We start from the raw sequence: 18727 nt of genomic DNA on the forward strand, positions 1-18727 counted from the left end.
ACGCCGCAAGGCGCCTCTGTGATGGCGCTATTGTGCCTGCGCCTGGCTGACCGCCAAGGCATCGGCAATCGCATCGACCAGCATCCGCCCAGTCACCGGCTTGCGCAGGAAACCGACCATGCCCGCCGAGCGCGCCAATTGTTCAGCCTGGCTGTCTGCGCGTGCGGTCACCGCGATCAACGGGAACTGGTGCCCGGAGCCACGCAGTTGGCGCGCCAAGGCGATGCCATCCAGCGCTGGTAGGTCCAGATCCAGCAGGCCAATATCGAACTCCTGCTCGGCCACCTCGGCCAGCGCCGCCAAACCATGCGCGGCATGCACCACCTTGTGCCCACGTGCGGCCAGCAAACCGGTGATGACCTGCGCCACGGTCGGGTCGTCTTCAACCAGCAGTACCTTCAGGGCCTGCGTGATGCTGACGGACTCGGCGGCACGCGGGGCGGCGTTTTCGCTGCGCTCCCAGGGCAAGGGCAGCTCAAGCACAAAGCGGGCGCCCTCGCCCAAGCGGCTCTCGACGCGGATGCTGCCACCCATCGCCATCGCCAGTTCCTGGCAGATCGCCAAGCCCAGACCACTGCCGCCATAACGCGATGCCGTGCGATTGCCATCGGCCTGCTCGAAGCGCTGGAACAAACGTGTCTGCTGCTCGGCACTGATGCCCGGACCAGTGTCGCTCACGCTCAGGCTGATGCCGCCCTGCCCCGGCTGCAGTTGCACGGCGACGGCTACCTTGCCGCGCTCGGTGAACTTGATCGCATTGCCCAGCAGGTTCATCAGGATCTGCCGCAGGCGCATCGCATCACCCACCACCATCACCGGCGTCGGGAAGGGGGCAACCGGCTCGAACAATAATCCGCGGCGTTCGGCCATCGGTGCCATCAAGGCACTCACCTCCTGCAACAGGCGACCAAGATCGAAGGGACGATTGTCCAGCTCAAGCCGACCCGCCTCGATACGCGCCAGATCCAGTGCGTCATTCACCAGCCCCAGCAGATGGGTACCGGCCTGCTGGATCGCACCGGCGTAGCGCCGTTGACGATCGTCCAGAGTAGTACCCAACAGCAACTCGCTCATGCCCAGCACGCCGGTCAACGGCGTTCGCACTTCATGGCCCAGGGTTGCCAGGAAGCGGGTCTTGGCCTGCGAGGCCTGCTCGGCCAATTCCTGTTTGTGCAATGCCAATTGCCACTCGTTGCGTCGCCGCTCGCGGCGCCGATAGGCAAACACTGCTGCCGTTGCCAGCAAGGCCAGCAGCAGGCCCCAGGCTGCCAACGCCCAGTTGCTGCGCCACCACGGTGGTGCCACTTCAATCAGCAGGGTTTGGGCGTTGGTCCAAGGGCCGTCTGCAGCTGCGCCCTGTATATCCATGCGGTAGCTGCCTGCCGGCAATCGCGATACCAGGCGTTCGCCATCACTACCCAGGTCCACCCAGTTCTGGTCATAGCCTTCGATATGGACGCGGAAACGATGCCGCGCTGGATCCACATAGGACAGCAGGCGCCCGGTCACGCGCAGGTCGCGGTCCTGCGGGCCGAGATGGATGACAGGTCCTTTCAGGCGCTGCTCGCGCGCGGCATCGTCGCGACGCACGCCCACCGATTCGATCACCAGCTGCGAACCCACCGGCGCCGCGATCTTGGCATCCGGATTGAAACTGAGCAGGCCGGTAGCCGAAACCGCCAATGCTCGACCACAGCCCGCATGCGCTGGCGGCCGCGCGGTGAACTCGGTATCACTGAGGCCGTCACCTTCCTCGAGCAGACGCACCCGCTCGGCACCCGGCTGCCACCACAGCAGCCCGCGCGTCGTCGTCGCCCACAGTTGGCCACTGCAGCCAACCACCAATCCGCCCATCGCCACCGCAGGCACGCCTTCGTCGGCGCTCAGCCTTTGCAGCAGGAAAAAACCCTCTGCATCGTGGCGGTAGTGCTCCAGGGCACCATCGCGCGCCAGCCAGGCACTGCCATCGGCCAGGAACACCAGGTCATAGACCATGCCGGCCGATATCCCCGGCAAGGTCACGAAGCGCTTGCCATCAAACCGCTGCACGCCTGCGCCGCCGGCCAGCCACAGGCTGCCATCGCTGCCCAGACGGAGTTGTTCGACCAGCTTTTCCGGCAGGCCCGAGGCCTCGCCTTGCGGGTAGTCGGCCAACAGGCTGCCATCCGCTGCGCGATGCTGCAGCCCGTAATTGATGATCGACAGCCACATGCTGCCATCGGCCGCCAGCCGCATCAGGTCGGCGCGCTGTGCCGGATCGTCACCGACCCCAAGGTCGATGCGCCGTACCTGGCCGTCCGAAGGCCGGTACAGGGTGAGCCCGCCAGCACGCCCCAGCCAGATCACCCCATCACCACCGCGCTGCACCGACCAGATGCTGCCCGGTCCCAGCCGAGCCTCATCCGCGAGCTGCGACAGCTTGCCGGCGCCATCCAACTGGTACAGGCCATGCCCGCCGACCACCAGGAAGCCATTGCCGTCGGCGGCCGAATTGATCAGGTACAGGCTCTCCAACGACTTGCCGTTGAGCTGGTAATGGCTGGAGAAGCGCGACCAGTCCGGCCGCAGATAGGCCATGCCCTGGGTCAGCAACGCCGTCCAGATACCGCCTTCGTGATCCTGCAGCAGGTCCAGCACGCCGCTGTTGCCGGTCAGGAAACCACTGCCTCCATCGCCTTCCAGCAACTGCAGACGCTGCCCATCACCGCGATACAGGCCATTGGAACTGCCCACCCAATAGCGGCCATCGCGATCATGCAACACCACCGCGGCGCGGCTTTGCGCGGCCTCGGCCCAGGGCGCAGGCGTCACCACGCCGTCGTCCGACACCCGGTACAGGCCGGCGTCGGTACCCACCCAGATGCCGCCATCGCGGTCACCACTCAGGCGGATCGCATCCTTGCCGTCCAGCAAGGGCGAGCGCACGGTGGCAAAGCCGTCACCACGCTTCCAACGCATCAGGCCCGACGTGGTACCAATCCACATGCTGCCGTCCTTGCCGGCCAGCAACGCGTAGATGGTGTCGTCGGGCAGGCTGCGCGGGTCCTCGGACTGGTGCTGGTAGCGACTGATCCGGCCATCGGCATGCAGCAGGCAGATGCCGCTGCCACTGGTGCCGACCCACAGATCGGTGCCGTGCGCAGCAAGTGCCCACACCTGCTGGGTGCAGATCGCTTCCAGCTCGGCAAAGCGTGTGAAGCGCTGTCGGTTGGCATCCAGCATCGCCAGACCGGCACCGTTGGCACCGACCCAGACCCGGTCCTGGGCATCGATCAGCATCGTTTCCAAGGTGTTGCCCGGCAGCGAGCCGGATACCTGGGGATCGTGCCGCCAGACTCGTAGATGCGCGCCGTCATAGCGCGCCAGACCATCATCGGTGGCCGCCCAGACGTAGCCGTGTCGATCCTGCGCCAGCGCAAGCACGGTGCGCGATGGCAGCCCTTCGGCCACGCCCAGGCGCCGCATGCGCGGCGTTTCGGCCAGATCCAGCGCCATGGCCAAGCACGGCCATGCCAGCAGAACCGCCAGCACACCCCTGCATACACCTTGAAAAATCCGTTTCATCTACGCCCGACACTCCCCATCGCAAGCTGTACGCACAAGCCTCCACCGCCGGCGACTGTAGCGCCGCCCCGCGGCTGCGGCAAAGTCACCGCAACCGGTCACGTAACAAACCGTTGCGCAATATGCGCACAAACCCTCACCTGCATACGCCTAGAATCCCCTATCCCGACACGGAGCCGGACCTTGCTGCCACGCCTGCTACTGCTGATCTGCGCTCTGCTGCCTGTTGCCGCCGGTGCCGCCAACGAGCGCTACCGGCTCGACCCGGTGCACACCCGGGTGCTGTTCACCATCGAGCATGCCGGCTTCTCCCATGCCTTGGGCACGGTGTCCGGCAGCGAGGGCGTGCTCGACTTCGACCCGCAGGACTGGGCCAATGCCCGCCTCGAGGTCGCCGTGCCGATCACCCGCCTGGATCTGGGTGACGGCAAATGGAACCAGGCCACGCTGGCGCGCAACCTGCTCGATGGCGAACGCTTCCCGCAGGCACGCTTCGTCTCCAGCCGGATCGAACCGATCGATGCCAGCCATGCCCGCGTCTTCGGCCAACTGACATTGCGCGGGGTCAGCCGCGAGGTGGTGCTGGATGTCACCCTCAATGCGCTCAAGCGTCACCCGCTGCCGCCCTTCCGGCGTACGGCAGGATTCTCCGCGACCACCACGCTCAGCCGCGCCGATTTCGGCATCAGCGCCTGGCCATCGGTGATCGGCGACAAGGTCGAGCTGCGCATCGAGGCCGAAGCCGTGCGTGATGCCGGTGCCGAAGCACCACCTGCCACCACCGAACCGGCAGCAGAACCAGACACCAGACTCGAAGACGCCGCCGACGCCGCCCTGAAATCAGCAACAGAAACGGAAAAACAGCCATGAGCCTGAAAAACACCGCGCAACGTTGGGGCAGCCTCAGCAAAAGCCTGCACTGGCTGATCGCCCTGCTGATCCTGGCACTCGGCATCGTCGGTCTGACCATGGGCGAGTTCCCGAAGACGCCGAAGTACTTCTGGATCTACACCATGCACAAATCCATCGGTATCACCGTATTGGTACTGGTGGTTGTGCGCCTGCTGTGGCGCCTGTTTGCCGGCGCACCTGAGCCGGTGCCGGGCACTCCGAGTTGGCAGGAGCGTATCGCCTCGGCCACGCATTGGCTGCTGTACGTACTGATGTTCGCCATCCCGCTGTCGGGTTGGTTGTATGACTCGGCCAGTGGCCTGCGCCCGTTCAAGCTGTTCGGACTGGTGGAGATGCCAAAGCTGGTCGCCCCCAGTGAGCAGGCCAGCCAGTTCTCCCACGTCATCCATGAGTGGGGCTTCTGGGCACTGATCCTGCTGGTGCTGGCGCATGCCGGTGCCGCGTTCTATCACCACATTCATCTACGCGATGCCACGCTGGCACGCATGCTGCCGCAAGGCTGGCTCAACCTCCCGCAAAAGGATTCCGCATGAACATCAAGCTCACTTCCCCCGCCGCCGTCGCCGCGGCCCTGGCCGGCATGCTGGCGGTCGCCCCGGCAATGGCCGCCGATTACCAGCAGGCGCCGGGCGCAGGTTCCATTCTGGTATTTGCCAGCAAGTACGACGGTGAGGTGTTCACCGGTAACTTCCCGGGCTTCCAGACCCAGGTCAGTTTCGACCCGGCCAACCCGGCCGCAGGCAAGCTGGACGTGACCATTCCGCTGATCGGTGCCAAGAGCGGCAACACCGACCGCGATTCCACCCTGCAGGGCGCGGACTTCTTCAACGTCGCCAAGTTCGCCCAGGCCCGTTACACCGCCAATGGCTTCCGCGCGCTGGGCAACAACCAGTACGCCGCCGATGGCACGCTGGAACTGCGCGGTGTCAGCAAGCCGGTCACGTTGACCTTCACCTGGGCAGCAGGCGCACAGCCGGTGCTGACCGGCAGGGCCACGGTCAAGCGCCTGGACTTCGGCGTGGGTGGTGGCGACTGGGCCGACACCAAGACCATCCCCGATGAAACCGCGATCAGCACCATCGTCAAGCTAAACGCCAAGTAAGAAGCTGCCTTCCCCCCCCTCTACCGCACGCGGGAGAGGGGAATGTAGTGCCGAGCCATGCTCGGCAAGGGCTTTACCGGTAAACCCCAAGCACGTAATGCCGAGCCATGCTCGGCAGAGGCTTTACCGGCAAGGCCCCAGCCGAGCATGGCTCGGCCCTACAGGTGTGGCGGCAACCAGCCGGTCAACACCGCCGAATCAAACGGCCAATCCAGCTCCCTGCCGCCTGCATCCCGCAACACCGGTACGCGCGTGCCGTAGGCTGCCTCCAGCGCCTCATCGTCATCGATGAACACACTGTCGAACTCCGGCACCCGCGCCTGCGCCAGCACCGCCAGCGCCAGGTCGCATAGATGGCAATCGTCACGTTGGTACAGGGTCAATCCCATCGCGCATCTGCTCCAGCAATGCTGCGCTGCAAGCATGGCCTGCAGCAATGAACCCGTAGAATAGCGGCCATCTCAACGCAGTACGCAGAATCAGCATGTCCGTCAGTACGTTCGACCTGTTCAAGATCGGCATCGGCCCGAGTTCGTCACACACCGTGGGCCCGATGCGCGCGGCCGAGCGCTTCGTCCACCGCTGGTTGCTGGATCCAGGCCAGTTGCAGAACACCGTGCGCATCCGTGCCGAGGTATTCGGCTCGCTGGCCCTGACCGGGCGCGGCCACGGCACCGACAAGGCGGTACTGCTCGGCCTGGAAGGCCACCGTCCGAACCAGATCGACCCGGACATCATCCCGGCCACGTTGGAGCGCATCCGCAGCAGCAAGCGCATCAACCTGATGGGCCAGCGCGAGATCGCCTTCGATGAGAAGCGCGACCTGGCCATGAACAAGCGCCAGAAATTGCCGTACCACACCAACGGCATGCGCTTCACCGCCTACGATGCCGACGACCAGATCATCGCCACCCGCGACTATTACTCGGTCGGCGGTGGCTTCGTGGTCAATGAGGACGACGCGGCAGATGACCGCATCGTCCCCGACCAGACACCGATTCCTTACCCGTTCAAGAGCGGCGATGAGTTGCTGGCGCAGGCTGCACGCAGCGGCCTGAGCATCGCCCAGATGATGTACGAGAACGAAAAATGCTGGCGCAGCGAGGATGAGATCCGCGCCGGCCTGCGCGAAATCTGGGATGCGATGCAGTCCTGCGTGACCCGCGGCATCCGTTCCGAAGGCACCCTGCCCGGCGGCCTCAATGTCAGCCGCCGCGCGCCGACGCTGTACCGCGAACTGTCATCGCGCCCCGAGGCAGCCATGCGCGACCCGTTGACCACGCTGGACTGGGTCAACCTGTACGCACTGGCGGTCAACGAAGAGAACGCCGCCGGTGGTCGCGTGGTCACCGCGCCCACCAACGGTGCAGCCGGCATCATCCCCTCGGTACTGCACTACTACGACCGTTTCTGCCCCGGCAGCAACGAACAGGGCGTGTTCAACTTCCTGCTGACCGCTGCCGCCATCGGCATTCTGTACAAGGAAAACGCCTCGATCAGCGGCGCCGAGGTCGGCTGTCAGGGCGAAGTCGGCGTGGCCTGTTCGATGGCGGCCGGCGGTCTGATGGCGGCACTGGGCGGCAACCCCGGGCAGATCGAGAACGCCGCCGAGATCGGCATGGAGCACAACCTCGGCCTGACCTGCGACCCGATCGGCGGGCTGGTGCAGATCCCCTGCATCGAGCGCAACGCAATGGGTTCGGTGAAGGCGATCAACGCCAGCCGCATGGCCATGCGTGGCGACGGCAAGCACAAGGTCTCGCTGGACAAGGTGATCAAGACCATGCGCGATACCGGCCGCGACATGCAGGACAAGTACAAGGAAACCAGCCGTGGCGGCCTTGCCGTCAATGTCATCGAGTGCTGATGCGCGCTTGAACCGGCGCTGGCCCTGCTGGGGCTGGCGCCCAAGGATGTTCCTGTAGTTGAGCAGCCGATAGCTTTCCCGCGTCGTCAGGCGCACATCGCAAACGCCGCTGCGCCGCACTGACGCAGGCCAGCCGGTGTATTGCAATCGATCCGCCGGCTAAACCAGAATCGCCCATCACAACGCAGCTTCAGGGGAAGCGGATGCACGCCGAAAAGGAATCTGGCCAGCAGGCACCGGTACGTCGTCCGCGCTCCGCCGCGCGTACCGCGGCACCCGGCAATGGCATGGCCACCCTGATCAAGATCGTGCTTGCCGCGGCGGCCCTGCTGTTGCTGGCTTACTACATCGGCAACCGGAAGTCGGCACCGTCAATAGATGAGACTGCCGCTGCGCCCCCGCATGCGACAGCCCCTATCGCCTCGTCACCCGGCGCAGGCGCCGCGGCGCTGGTGATCGAGGGTGAAAAATCCACGACCATGGCCAATGTCGATGAAGCACAGATGTCGGTGCAGGAAGGCGGCAGCGTTCTGCGCATCGAAGGCAGCGTCGGCAGGAACTTCGCCACCGACATGAAAGCACTATTGGATGCCAACCCCAGCGTACGCCGCATCGATATCACCAGTGGCGGTGGCTATGCCAATCCGGGCCTGGAGGCTGCGCGGCTGATCAACCGCAACAACCTGACGGTACGGGTCCGCTCACATTGCGCCAGCATGTGCGTTGCACTGTGGGCTGCTGCCGGCCAGCGACAGCTGGAAGCCGATGCGGTGATCGGCCTGCACCAATGGAATCCGCAGTGTGATGCGCGCCCCGAGGCGGAACGCAAGGAGTGCCACTACCAGGTGCAGTTCGCCACCGAGCACAACTCCAGCTACAACGCGTGGCTGCGCGCGGCTGGCTTCAATCAGCGGCTGTTGAACCTGCAATCGCAGACGGCGTCCGAAGATATCGCGGTGCTGTTCGCCCCCCAGCTATGGGAGAACGGAGTGTCATTCAGCGCCGTCGACAGCAGCGGCGCACGCATGAGCCGTGAGGCGGTGATGGCGCATCTCGCCGCCAGAGCCAAGCGCAGCTGAGCCTTCAGGCACCGCGCTTACCAAGCTTCAACACGCCTTCCAGGGCCAACAGCGCCACCGCCAGCCAGATCGCCACATAGGTCGGCCATTGACCATGGCCGACACTCTCACCCAGCAGCAATGCCGCCAGCATCAGCAGCACCGGCTCGACATAGGTGAGCAGGCCAAACAGGCTGAAGGACAGCATTTTCGAGGCCAGCATGTAGCACATCAGCGCCACCGCGCTGATCGCCCCGAGCAGCGGAATCAAGGCATACAAGGATGGCTTCTGCGCCAGCGCTGCCAGCAGTTGCTGGCCGTCACCAATCGCCGCCCAGAAAGCCACCGGCAGCAACAACACCAGCTCGACCCAGAAGCCGCCAAGATGGCCGATGCGCAGGTGCCTGCGCAACAGGAAATAGGCCGGATACCCCAGCGCCACCAGCAACATTTCCCAGGAAAGACCGTGGTTGCGCAGCAAGGCCCAGCCCACCCCGATGGCGGCACTGGCTACCGCCAGCTTCTGCAGGACGGACAGACGTTCGCCGTAGACCACCCGCCCAAGCAGCACCATCACCAACGGCAGCAGGAAGTAGCCCATCGACACCTGCAGCGCCCGGCCATGCAGTGGCGCCCACAGGAACAGCCACAACTGCACTCCCACCATGCCCGCGCACAACGGCAACCCCCACCACAGACGGCGCTCAACCCGCACCCGTCGCAGGGTGTCGGCTATCAGCGTCTTCTCGCCGCTTACGTGCAGCATAAGTGCAACCAGCGGCACCGCGAACAATACCCGCCAGCCAAAGATATCGCCGCCCTGCAGCGGCGCCAGCTGAGGGCTGGCGTAATACATCAATCCGAACAGCAGGGACGCTGCCAGCGAAACCAGAACACCTTTGGACACGAATACACCTGTCAGATGAAGGGACACAGAGCCCTGCTCCTGCCCCGGTTTGGCGCGGAAACCGCCGCTACCCGTAGCAAGCCATAGTAGAGCCTTGGCGCTGTGCTGTTGCTGTCCAATCGCGCGACGCCCAACTCAGGCGCAGCGCAAAAGCACGTCGCCGCGATCAGCACCCCGACCTGAGCACACCGCACGCAAGCCCGCTGCGGATAGCGGCAGGCTCGTGGCAACCTTCTTTCGTTGCAAGATGCTGGAGAGGAATTTCCTGCTCAGCGATTGACGATCGCCAGTACGTCGTCCAGCAGCGCTGCGGCAGTTACTTCGGCACCGGCGCCCGGGCCCTGGATCAGCAGGGGCTGGGTGTTGTAACGATCACTGTGGATCGCCACCCGGTTGTCGGTGCCGCTGCCGCCGGCCAGGGCATGGCCCGGCGGCAATGCGCGCAGGCCAACACTCGCGCCCTGCGCATCCAGGCGACCGACGAAGCACAGCTTCAATCCATCCGCCTGCGCCTGTTGCAGGCGTTCAGCCAAAGGCGCATCCAGCAATGACAAGGCAGCATCTACGTCATTGGCCGACAGTGCCGCTAATGCCGCAGGCACGAGCGAGTCGACGGTGATCTGATCAGCCTCCAATGGCACGCCCGCTGCACGTGCAAGTATCAGCAGCTTGCGGCGTACATCTTCGCCGGAGAGGTCAATGCGCGGATCCGGTTCGGTGTAACCAGCAGCTGCGGCTTCACGCACGCAAGCCGAAAACGGCTGGCTGCCGTCGTAGCGATCGAACAGCCAGGCCAGCGAGCCGGACAGCACGCCTTCAATGGCGTGCACATGGTCACCACCGGCAACCAGTGCACGAATGCTGCGCAACAGCGGCAAGCCGGCACCGACGGTTGCCGCGTCGCCATAGCGTGCATCGCCAGCTGCAGCTGCCACGCCAATCTGCTGTGCGCGCACCAGGGCGGTGCCATTGCCCAGTTTGTTCGCGGTCACCACGTGGATGCCCTGCGCCAACCAAGGCGCATGATCAGCAGCAACCTCTTCGCTGGCAGTGGCATCGACCACGATGTCGCCAGCACGCAGACGCCCTACTTCCTGTTGATGCACGGGCTTGTCGCCCTGCCGCTGCGCGTCACGCGCACGCGAAAGTGCGGTATCGGGCGCATCCTCGCAGGCCAGGGCGATGCGCGAATTGGCCACCACATGCAGTGATGGCAGGCTCAGCTGGCGCTGTTGCAGCGCCTGGTAGCGCGCAACAAAGGCCGAACCGACCGTACCGGTTCCCAACAGCACCAGCCGCGCCTGCGGCTGTTCCAGCGGACGCAGTACTGCGCTCATGCATCCACCGTTTTTTTACAGTTGCCGGCGGCCAGCTGCGCTTCGGCAATCACCTTGGCGGCGCGTTCCAGGCCTGCCTGCAGATCGGCGACCAGGTCCTCGCTGGATTCGATGCCAACCGACAAGCGCATCAGGCACTCGCTGATGCCAGCCGCAGCACGTGCTTCGGCGCTCATCGCGGCGTGGGTCATGGTGGCCGGGTGCGCGACCAGGCTTTCCACACCACCCAGCGATTCGGCCAGGGTGAAATAATGCAGGCCATCCAGGAAGGCGCGCACCGCCGCATACGGATCCTCGCCCTGGCAGGCCGCCAGTTCGAACGACAGCATCGCGCCAAAGCCCTTCTGCTGGCGTGCCGCCAGCGCATGGCCCGGGTGCGACTCCAAACCGGGGTAATACACATTGGAAACCGCGTCGCTGGCCGCCAGCAGCTCAACCACGGCGCTGGTATTTTCCTGGTGCACGCGCAGACGCGCATCCAAGGTGCGCAGGCCTCGCAGGGTCAGGAATGCGTCGAACGGCGAGCCGGTCAGGCCCAGCGCATTGGCCCACCACACCAGCTGCTGGTGCACCTCGGCGTCACGCGCGATCACCGCACCGCCGACCACGTCGCTGTGGCCGTTGACGTACTTGGTGGTCGAGTGCAGCACCACGTCGGCACCGAAGGCGATCGGCGTCTGCAAGGCCGGCGACAGGAAGGTGTTGTCGACGACCACCTTGGCACCGGCCTTGTGTGCGGCCTCGATGACGAAGCGCAGGTCGGTGATGCGCAGCAGCGGGTTGGACGGGGTTTCGATCAGTACCAGTTTGGGCGACTGCGCCAGCGCATCGGCCAGCGAGCGCGGATCGGTCAGGTCGGCGGTGATCAGCTCGAAATGACCCTTCTTGGCCAGCGCATTGAACAGGCGCCAGCTGCCGCCGTAAGCATCGTGCGGTACCACCAGCCGCTCGCCCGGTTCCAGCAGGGCGTTCAACACAAGGGTGATCGCGCCCATGCCAGTGGCAGTGATCACGCCACCGGCACCACCTTCCAGCTCGGCCAATGCTTCGCCGAGCAGGTCGCGGGTCGGGTTGCCACTGCGGGTGTAGTCATACTGCCGCTTGTTGCCGAAGCCATCGAAGCTGAAGTTGGACGACAGCACGATCGGCGGCGTCACCGCGCCGTAGGCGGTATCGCGGTCGATACCTGCACGCACTGCCGACGTGGCACGGCTACAGGAGATATCGGAAGTGTGGGACAGGCTCATGCGGTTTCTCCGGGCAGGCGTAGGGCAGTGGCGAGGATCGCGTCGATGCGATCGGTTTCTTTGAGGAAGGCGTCGTGGCCATAGGGCGAGCGCAGCACGCGCAGACTGCCGCGCGGACCCAGCCCTTCAACCAGCGCAACCAGGTCCGACAACGGCACCAGCCGATCACCTTCAACGGCGACGACCAGGGTCGGCACGCTGACGGCGGCAGGGTCCACGCGGTGCAGGTCTATCGATTCGGACAGGCGCAGGTAAGCGTCAACGCGGGTGCGGGCCACGTATTGCGCGCCGGCGGCGTCGAGGTAGTCCTCGGCGGCGACGCGTACTCGGCCATTGACCACTTCCGGCGCAGCGTCGAAGCGCTCACCGAATTCTTCCGGAGTGCGGTAACTGAGCATCGCGAACTGCCGTGCCAACGCCAGACCATGGCTCTCCGCACATTGCAGTTGGCCGAGGGCGACCGCGCGGCGCTGCAGTGCGCGCCAGGCCGAGGCATAAGGATGCGGGCGATGCGCACCGCTGACTGCGATCAGCTTGTGCAGGCGACGCGGATGGCGGATGGCCAGCTGCAGGCCAACCAGCGCACCGTAGGAATAGCCGACGAAACCGTGCAGCTGTTCGATATGCAAGGCATCCAACAAGGCAGCGACGGCATCGGCCTGGTCGGCGGTATCGATGACCGCGTCCAGTTCGCCATCGGCGCCGATGAAATCAAAGCCAAGCAGGCGACGGCGCGTCGGATCCAAGGCGCGGCCGACGCCTACCAAGCCTTCGGCCCAGCCTTTTTCGGCATAGCCCGCATTCGCAGCAATGTGGCGATGTGCGGAAATACCGCCGGCGACCAGCACCACCGGTGCCTCGCTCGCGCCAACCAGCTCATAACGCAGGCGCAGCGCACGCTGACCTGCGTGACGCATGCGCAGCTGCAGCTCGATCTCGCCGCGCACGGCAGACACGCCGTCATCAATACGGTCGAGGGAAGCAACAGGAAAAAGCGGAGCTGCGGTAGCGGTGGCGAAACTCATGGCGGTATCCGATAAGGAGCGGCCATCGAGCTTTCGCGGAGCTCGTGTTCGCCGTACGCAAGGTACGGAACGAACCATCTTTCGGCGGACACGGAGGTCACCGCAGGATTTGGCACCAAACGCAGCCGCTTGCGCGTCCGCTGGTTGCCCCGGCTTCAAAGGGCCTGTCCCTCTGCCGGTCTCGATGGTGACGCTACATTGCCAGCGCCTTTGCGGCTTGTCAATCGCTTTATTCGCATAAAGAGATGAATAAGTTTCCAGGGCAACCAAACAGGCACAATCAGGCCCTGCCCCACCGACATCCCACCGTGCCCCTGATCGTCCGAGTACTGCTGACGCTGGCCTTGCTGCCCGCCTGTTCCGTAGACGCGAGCCCCAGCAACCGTTGGCGCGAAGCATGGGGGCTACCGGCGGCATCGGCACCCTTCGGTGGGGCGGCCAGTTCCGATGCTTTCGCCAGTCTGCAGCTGCAGCCGCGCGCAGGCGGACACACAGCCATCGTCAGCAACCTGCTGGCCGGGCCGGTGCAGGTGCGCCTGCTCGGAGACAGTCGCGCTCCCGAGGCGACGCTGCTGGCAGCAGGCGAGCAACGCAGTCTGTTGTGGCTGGCTGATGACGGCAGCGCACTGCGGCTGACGCTGGATGCATTCCCCGGCGATCCGGCTGCGCAACCGCAGGACCATCTCTATCTGCTGCCGCTGCAAAGCCCTGCCGTACGGGTCAGCCAGGCCTTCGCAGGCCACTACAGCCATACCGATGCGCAGAATCTGTATGCCGTGGATTTCCCGTTACCTGAGGGCACACCCGTACTGGCGGCCCGCGCCGGCCGGGTGATGCAGGTCGTCGACAGCCGCGAGCAAGGCAGTCTGCTGCGCGTCCTGCACAGCGACGGCAGCATGGCGCTGTACGCCCATCTGCAGGCGGGCAGCGCCAGCGTCCGCCCAGGCCAAGCCGTGGCCGCCGGACAAGCCATCGCGTTGTCCGGCAACACCGGTCACAGCAGCGGCCCGCACCTGCATTTCGTGGTGCAGGCCAATACCGGGCTGGCGCTGCGCTCGATCCCGTTCCGGATGGGCAGCGTACGCGGCGAGCTGCAATTTCCGCGACAGTCTCCCTGAACAGGCAGCTTCACCTGTAGTGCCGAGCCATGCTCGGCAGGGGCCTTACCGGGAACGCCCCTGCCGAGCATGGCTCGGCACTACCGGGGCCGGTCATCCTTGCTGGGCTGGCGACAGGTATAATCGCCGGTTCATTCGTTTCTGATGCGCCCGGGCGGGCGCCCCTGCCATGTCCGAAGTCGCCACCGAAGCCGCGCGCCGCCGCACCTTCGCCATCATTTCCCACCCTGACGCCGGCAAGACCACGCTGACCGAAAAGCTGTTGCTGTTCGGGGGCGCGATCCAGATGGCCGGCTCGGTCAAGGGCCGCAAGGCCGCCCGCCACGCCACCTCGGACTGGATGGCGCTGGAAAAGGAACGCGGTATCTCGGTCACTTCGTCGGTGATGCAGTTCCCCTACGAAGGCAAGATCGTCAACCTGCTCGACACCCCCGGCCACGCCGACTTCGGCGAGGACACCTATCGCGTGCTCACCGCGGTGGACTCGGCGCTGATGGTGATCGACGTGGCCAAGGGCGTGGAAGAGCGCACCATCAAGCTGATGGAAGTCTGCCGCCTGCGCGACACCCCGATCATGACCTTCATCAACAAGCTCGACCGCGAGGGCAAGGACCCGATCGAGCTGCTGGATGAAGTGGAAACCGTGCTCGGCATCCAGTGCGCGCCGGTGACCTGGCCGATCGGCATGGGCCAGCGCCTGAAGGGCGTGGTGCACCTGCTGACCGGCGAAGTGCACCTTTACGAACAGGGCCGCAACTTCACCCGCCAGGACTCGACCATCTTCCCGTCGCTGGACTCCCCCGGCCTGGCCGAGAAGATCGGCGAGAAGATGCTGGCCGACCTGCGCGACGAACTGGAACTGGTGCAGGGCGCCAGCCATCCGTTCGACGTCGAGGCCTACTTGGCCGGCAAGCAGACGCCGGTGTTCTTCGGCTCGGGCGTCAACAACTTCGGCGTGCAGCCGCTGCTGGACTTCTTCGTCGAGCACGCACCGGCACCGCAGACCCGCGCCACCACCGGCCGCGACATCGCCCCGCAGGAAGACAAGCTGACCGGCTTCGTGTTCAAGATCCAGGCCAACATGGACCCGCAGCACCGTGACCGTGTCGCCTTCATGCGCGTGTGCTCGGGCAAGTTCACCGCTGGCATGAAGACCTTCCACGTGCGCACCGGCAAGGAGATGAAGCTGGCCAACGCGCTGACCTTCATGGCCAGCGACCGCGAGATCGCCGCCGAGGCTTGGCCGGGCGATGTGATCGGCATCCACAACCACGGCACCATCTCCATCGGTGACACCTTCACCGAAGGCGAAGCCGTCACCTTCACCGGCATTCCCAACTTCGCCCCGGAACTGTTCCGCCGCGCCCGCTTGAAGGATCCGCTCAAGCTCAAGCAGTTGCAGAAGGGCTTGGCGCAGCTGTCGGAAGAAGGTGCTACCCAGTTCTTCCGCCCACTGATGAGCAACGACCTCATCCTCGGCGCGGTCGGCGTGCTGCAGTTCGACGTGGCCGCCTATCGCCTGAAGGACGAATACGGCGTGGAGGCGGTGTTCGAGCCGGTCTCGGTCAATACCGCACGCTGGATCAGCTGCAGCAATGCGAAGAAGCTGGAAGAGTTCCGCGAGAAGAACGCCAGCAACCTCAGCATCGATGCCGCCGGCCATCTGGTCTATCTGGCACCGACGCGGGTCAACCTGCAGCTGGCCCAGGAACGCGCGCCGGACGTACGTTTCTCCGCCACGCGTGAGGCCGCGCACACGGTTTCGGTCGCCTAAGTCTGATGGCGGCGTGCACACGCCGCCGTTCGGGGTGATGATAGCGGGCACCGGGCCTCCCCCCAGCCCGCGCCCCCATTTACCCATGACTGCATCCGTTGCATCGATCCGCGAAGAAGTCGCCAGCGCCCTCACCCACGGTCTGGGCGCGGTCAGCGCATTGGCTGGCGGCGCTGTACTCATTACCCTCGCCGCGATCTATGGCGATGGCTGGCAGCTGGCCAGCGCGATTGTCTTTGGCGTCGCACTGTTGCTGCTGTACACCGCTTCCACCCTGTACCACGCCATCCAGCACCCGGTGGCCAAGGGCCGGCTGAAGATCTTCGACCACTGCGCGATCTACATCCTGATCGCCGGCACCTATACGCCCTTCACCCTGATCGGCCTGCGCGGTCCCTGGGGCTGGGGATTGTTCTCTGCGATCTGGGCGCTGGCCGTCTTCGGTGTCATCTTCAAGCTGTTCTACACCGGCCGCTTCAAGAAGCTCTCCACTGCGATCTATATCGCGATGGGCTGGCTGGTCATCGTCGCAATCAAGCCCATGTGGGCCTCGCTGGATGGCTGGACCCTGAGTTGGCTGTTCGGCGGCGGCGTGTTCTACACCCTGGGCACCGTGTTCTATCACCGCGAGCAACTGCCTTACTCGCATGCGATCTGGCACCTGTTCGTGATTGCAGGCAGCGTCTGCCACTTCGTCTCGGTGACCGCGCAGATCCTGTAAACGCAACCAATCTGCCGTAGCCGCTGGAATTCCCGGCAACATCCTGGCAACACCGTGTTCACGTAACGCCAATGCCCGATTCGCGCTACGTGAACACGGACCACGCCACGATGGGGACGTGACTACTTCCCCGCCCCCGGCCACGCCAGCAGCGTCGCGCTGGCGACTGCAACGCCCCGGCAAGCGCAGCCAACGCTGGCTGATTGCCGCTGCGGCGGTGCTGATCGCAATCCTCGTGCTGATCCTGCTGTGGGACTGGAACTGGTTCAAAGGCCCGTTGGAACGTGCCGTGCAGGCCCGCACCGGCCGCGTCCTGCAGATCGGCAACCTGGACGTGGATCTGGGCCGCACCACCACCGTTCGTGGCGACGACATCCGCTTCGCCAATGCCAGCTGGGCAAAACAACCGCAGATGGCCAGCGCTGATCGCGTTGAATTGGACATCCGCATCTGGCCCCTGCTGCGTGGCAGTGTGCAGATGCCGGAGATCCGCCTGAGCCGCCCCGACGTGCTGCTGCAGACCGCGCCGCGCAAGGGCGAGCCTGGCAACTGGGACTTCCTTGGCAGTGGCGGCGGCGAACCGCCGCAACTCAAGCGCCTGTATATCACCGACGGCAAGCTGCAGTTCCTCGACGAACCCGGGCGCACCCGCGTTGACCTGACGGTGCGCAGCGGCACACCGAAACAGGCCGACGCCGCACCTCCAGTGCTGATCGAAGGCAAGGGCCGCTGGCAAGGTGCTGCGTTCACCCTGAAAGGTGGCACGGAATCGCCATTGGAACTCAGCAATAGCGAGCACCCGTTCCGCATCCACCTCGATGCCCGCGCTGGCGCTACCCACGCCATCGCCAGCGGCACGCTGACCAATCCCTTCCAGTTCCAGGTGTTCGACCTGCAGTTCCAGCTCAGCGGGCAGGATCTGGAAGACCTCTACGCGCTGATCGGCATCGCCATTCCTTCGTCGCCGCCGTACCGGCTGGACGGGCGACTGAAGCGCGAATACCAGCGCTGGCGCTACGAAAAATTCAGTGGGCGCGTTGGTGACAGCGACCTGGCCGGCGATGTGGAAATCGATGTGGCCGGCGAGCGCCCGCGACTGACTGCCAACCTGCTGTCCAAACGGCTGGACTTCGACGATCTTGCAGGCTTCATCGGTGCACCACCGAAAACCGGCGGCGATGAATCAGCAAACGCCGAACAGAAGGCCGAGGCTGCACGACTTGCCGCGAAACCAACGCTGCTGCCCGACAAACCCTATGACTTGAGCAAACTGCGCGCCATGGACGCGGACGTTCGCTGGAAGGCGCAGCACATCAGCGCGCCCAAACTGCCACTGGACGACATGGACGCGCACCTGTTGCTGGACAACGGACTGCTGCGACTGGAACCGCTCAACTTCGGCGTGGCCGGCGGGGATATCCGCAGCACCATCCGCATGGATGCGCGGCGTCCACAGATCAGCACCACGCTCAATGCCAGCCTGCGCGGTGTCCAGCTCGGCCAGCTGTTCCCGGATGCCAAGTTGGCGGAGCAGGCCTCCGGCGGCATCAGCGGAAACATCCGCCTGAGCGGCAACGGCAACTCCATCGCCGCGATGCTCGGCAGCAGCAATGGCGATGTGGCTGTGGGCATGGGTCGCGGGCATATCGGCAACCTGCTGATGGAGCTGGCCGGGCTGGATGTGGCCGAGTCGCTGAAATTCCTGTTCACCGGTGACAAGCAGATACCACTGCGCTGTGCCTTCGGCGACTTCGGTGTGCGCAACGGCGTCATGCAGTCGCGTGCACTAGCCTTCGACACCACCGACACGTTGGTTGTCGGCGAGGGCTCGGTCAATCTCAGGCAGGAACAGTTGGATCTGTTGCTGCGTCCACGTCCAAAGGATGTGAGCATCCTCGCCCTGCGTTCGCCGCTGCGTATCGGCGGCAGCTTCAAGGATCCGTCCTTCCGTCCTGACTTCAAGGCATTGGGCCTGCGTGGCGCGATCGCCCTGACCTTGGCCAGCATTGCCCCACCCGCAGCGCTGCTGGCCACGATTGAAACCGGGCCGGGCAAGGACGCGCAGTGTGGCGGGCGCTACGCCAAGTAGCGCCGA

Annotated in this window: 15 protein-coding genes and 1 riboswitch; of the genes, 9 read left to right on the forward strand and 6 right to left on the reverse strand. The window is 65.0% G+C overall.

From position 1 onward, the window contains the following. Nucleotides 1-27: 27 nt before the first annotated feature. The gene (locus Q5Z11_RS14810) at nucleotides 28-3531 is read right to left on the reverse strand and encodes a hybrid sensor histidine kinase/response regulator (protein ID WP_345783892.1); all 3504 of its coding nucleotides are present in this window, start codon (nucleotides 3529-3531) and stop codon (nucleotides 28-30) included. 216 nt (nucleotides 3532-3747) lie between these two features. On the opposite strand from Q5Z11_RS14810, the gene Q5Z11_RS14815 reads away from it, so the two are divergent. The 3 genes from Q5Z11_RS14815 to Q5Z11_RS14825 are packed head-to-tail and all read left to right on the forward strand — an operon-like array spanning nucleotide 3748 to nucleotide 5578. Continuing rightward, a complete protein-coding gene (locus tag Q5Z11_RS14815) occupies nucleotides 3748-4434 on the forward strand; it encodes a YceI family protein (protein ID WP_405051607.1) in 687 nt (228 codons plus the stop codon). Further along, nucleotides 4431-5009 (forward strand): cytochrome b, encoded by a 579-nt coding sequence (locus tag Q5Z11_RS14820; protein ID WP_303747106.1) that lies wholly within the window; start codon nucleotides 4431-4433, stop codon nucleotides 5007-5009. The genes Q5Z11_RS14815 and Q5Z11_RS14820 overlap by 4 nt, the downstream gene beginning before the upstream one ends. Beyond that, entirely contained in the window at nucleotides 5006-5578 is a 573-nt protein-coding gene (locus tag Q5Z11_RS14825; RefSeq protein WP_303747107.1) for a YceI family protein, read from the forward strand. Before Q5Z11_RS14820 ends, Q5Z11_RS14825 begins: the two co-directional genes overlap by 4 nt. A 158-nt stretch (nucleotides 5579-5736) precedes the next feature. Here the strand turns inward: Q5Z11_RS14825 and Q5Z11_RS14830 are convergent, their stop codons facing one another. Continuing rightward, nucleotides 5737-5967 (reverse strand): glutaredoxin family protein, encoded by a 231-nt coding sequence (locus Q5Z11_RS14830; RefSeq protein WP_303747108.1) that lies wholly within the window; start codon nucleotides 5965-5967, stop codon nucleotides 5737-5739. 95 nt (nucleotides 5968-6062) lie between these two features. Here Q5Z11_RS14830 and Q5Z11_RS14835 point away from each other — a divergent pair, with 95 nt between their 5' ends. Continuing rightward, nucleotides 6063-7445, forward strand: a complete 1383-nt coding sequence (locus Q5Z11_RS14835) for an L-serine ammonia-lyase (RefSeq protein WP_303747109.1) — start codon at nucleotides 6063-6065, stop codon at nucleotides 7443-7445. 203 nt (nucleotides 7446-7648) lie between these two features. Further along, nucleotides 7649-8524, forward strand: a complete 876-nt coding sequence (locus Q5Z11_RS14840) for a hypothetical protein (RefSeq protein WP_303747110.1) — start codon at nucleotides 7649-7651, stop codon at nucleotides 8522-8524. 4 nt (nucleotides 8525-8528) lie between these two features. On the opposite strand, the gene rarD is transcribed toward Q5Z11_RS14840, so the two are convergent. The 4 genes from rarD to metX form a co-directional block, all read right to left on the reverse strand. Next, a complete protein-coding gene (gene rarD, locus Q5Z11_RS14845; RefSeq protein ID WP_303747111.1) occupies nucleotides 8529-9410 on the reverse strand; it encodes an EamA family transporter RarD in 882 nt (293 codons plus the stop codon). A 269-nt stretch (nucleotides 9411-9679) separates the two neighbouring features. Then, nucleotides 9680-10747, reverse strand: a complete 1068-nt coding sequence (locus Q5Z11_RS14850) for a homoserine dehydrogenase family protein (protein WP_303747112.1) — start codon at nucleotides 10745-10747, stop codon at nucleotides 9680-9682. Then, the gene (locus tag Q5Z11_RS14855) at nucleotides 10744-11994 is read right to left on the reverse strand and encodes an O-succinylhomoserine (thiol)-lyase (RefSeq protein WP_303747113.1); all 1251 of its coding nucleotides are present in this window, start codon (nucleotides 11992-11994) and stop codon (nucleotides 10744-10746) included. Before Q5Z11_RS14855 ends, Q5Z11_RS14850 begins: the two co-directional genes overlap by 4 nt. Next, on the reverse strand, nucleotides 11991-13019 hold the full coding sequence (metX, locus tag Q5Z11_RS14860) for a homoserine O-succinyltransferase MetX (protein WP_303747114.1): 1029 nt from the start codon (nucleotides 13017-13019) through the stop codon (nucleotides 11991-11993). The genes Q5Z11_RS14855 and metX overlap by 4 nt, the downstream gene beginning before the upstream one ends. A gap of 71 nt (nucleotides 13020-13090) precedes the next feature. Then, nucleotides 13091-13210, reverse strand: a riboswitch (SAM riboswitch). A gap of 117 nt (nucleotides 13211-13327) precedes the next feature. On the opposite strand from metX, the gene Q5Z11_RS14865 reads away from it, so the two are divergent. The 4 genes from Q5Z11_RS14865 (at nucleotide 13328) to Q5Z11_RS14880 (ending at nucleotide 18721) form a co-directional block, all read left to right on the forward strand. Next, nucleotides 13328-14137, forward strand: a complete 810-nt coding sequence (locus Q5Z11_RS14865; protein WP_303747115.1) for a M23 family metallopeptidase — start codon at nucleotides 13328-13330, stop codon at nucleotides 14135-14137. 169 nt (nucleotides 14138-14306) lie between these two features. Then, on the forward strand, nucleotides 14307-15911 hold the full coding sequence (locus tag Q5Z11_RS14870) for a peptide chain release factor 3 (protein WP_282265802.1): 1605 nt from the start codon (nucleotides 14307-14309) through the stop codon (nucleotides 15909-15911). Nucleotides 15912-15996: 85 nt separating this feature from the next. Beyond that, a complete protein-coding gene (gene trhA / locus Q5Z11_RS14875; protein WP_303747116.1) occupies nucleotides 15997-16632 on the forward strand; it encodes a PAQR family membrane homeostasis protein TrhA in 636 nt (211 codons plus the stop codon). A gap of 118 nt (nucleotides 16633-16750) precedes the next feature. After that, complete coding sequence (locus Q5Z11_RS14880) at nucleotides 16751-18721, forward strand: AsmA family protein (RefSeq protein WP_405051608.1); 1971 nt, start codon at nucleotides 16751-16753, stop codon at nucleotides 18719-18721. Nucleotides 18722-18727: the final 6 nt, after the last annotated feature.

The sequence above is a fragment of the Stenotrophomonas sp. 610A2 genome (genome assembly GCF_030549615.1).
GTDB classification, from domain to species: Bacteria; Pseudomonadota; Gammaproteobacteria; order Xanthomonadales; family Xanthomonadaceae; genus Stenotrophomonas; species Stenotrophomonas pigmentata.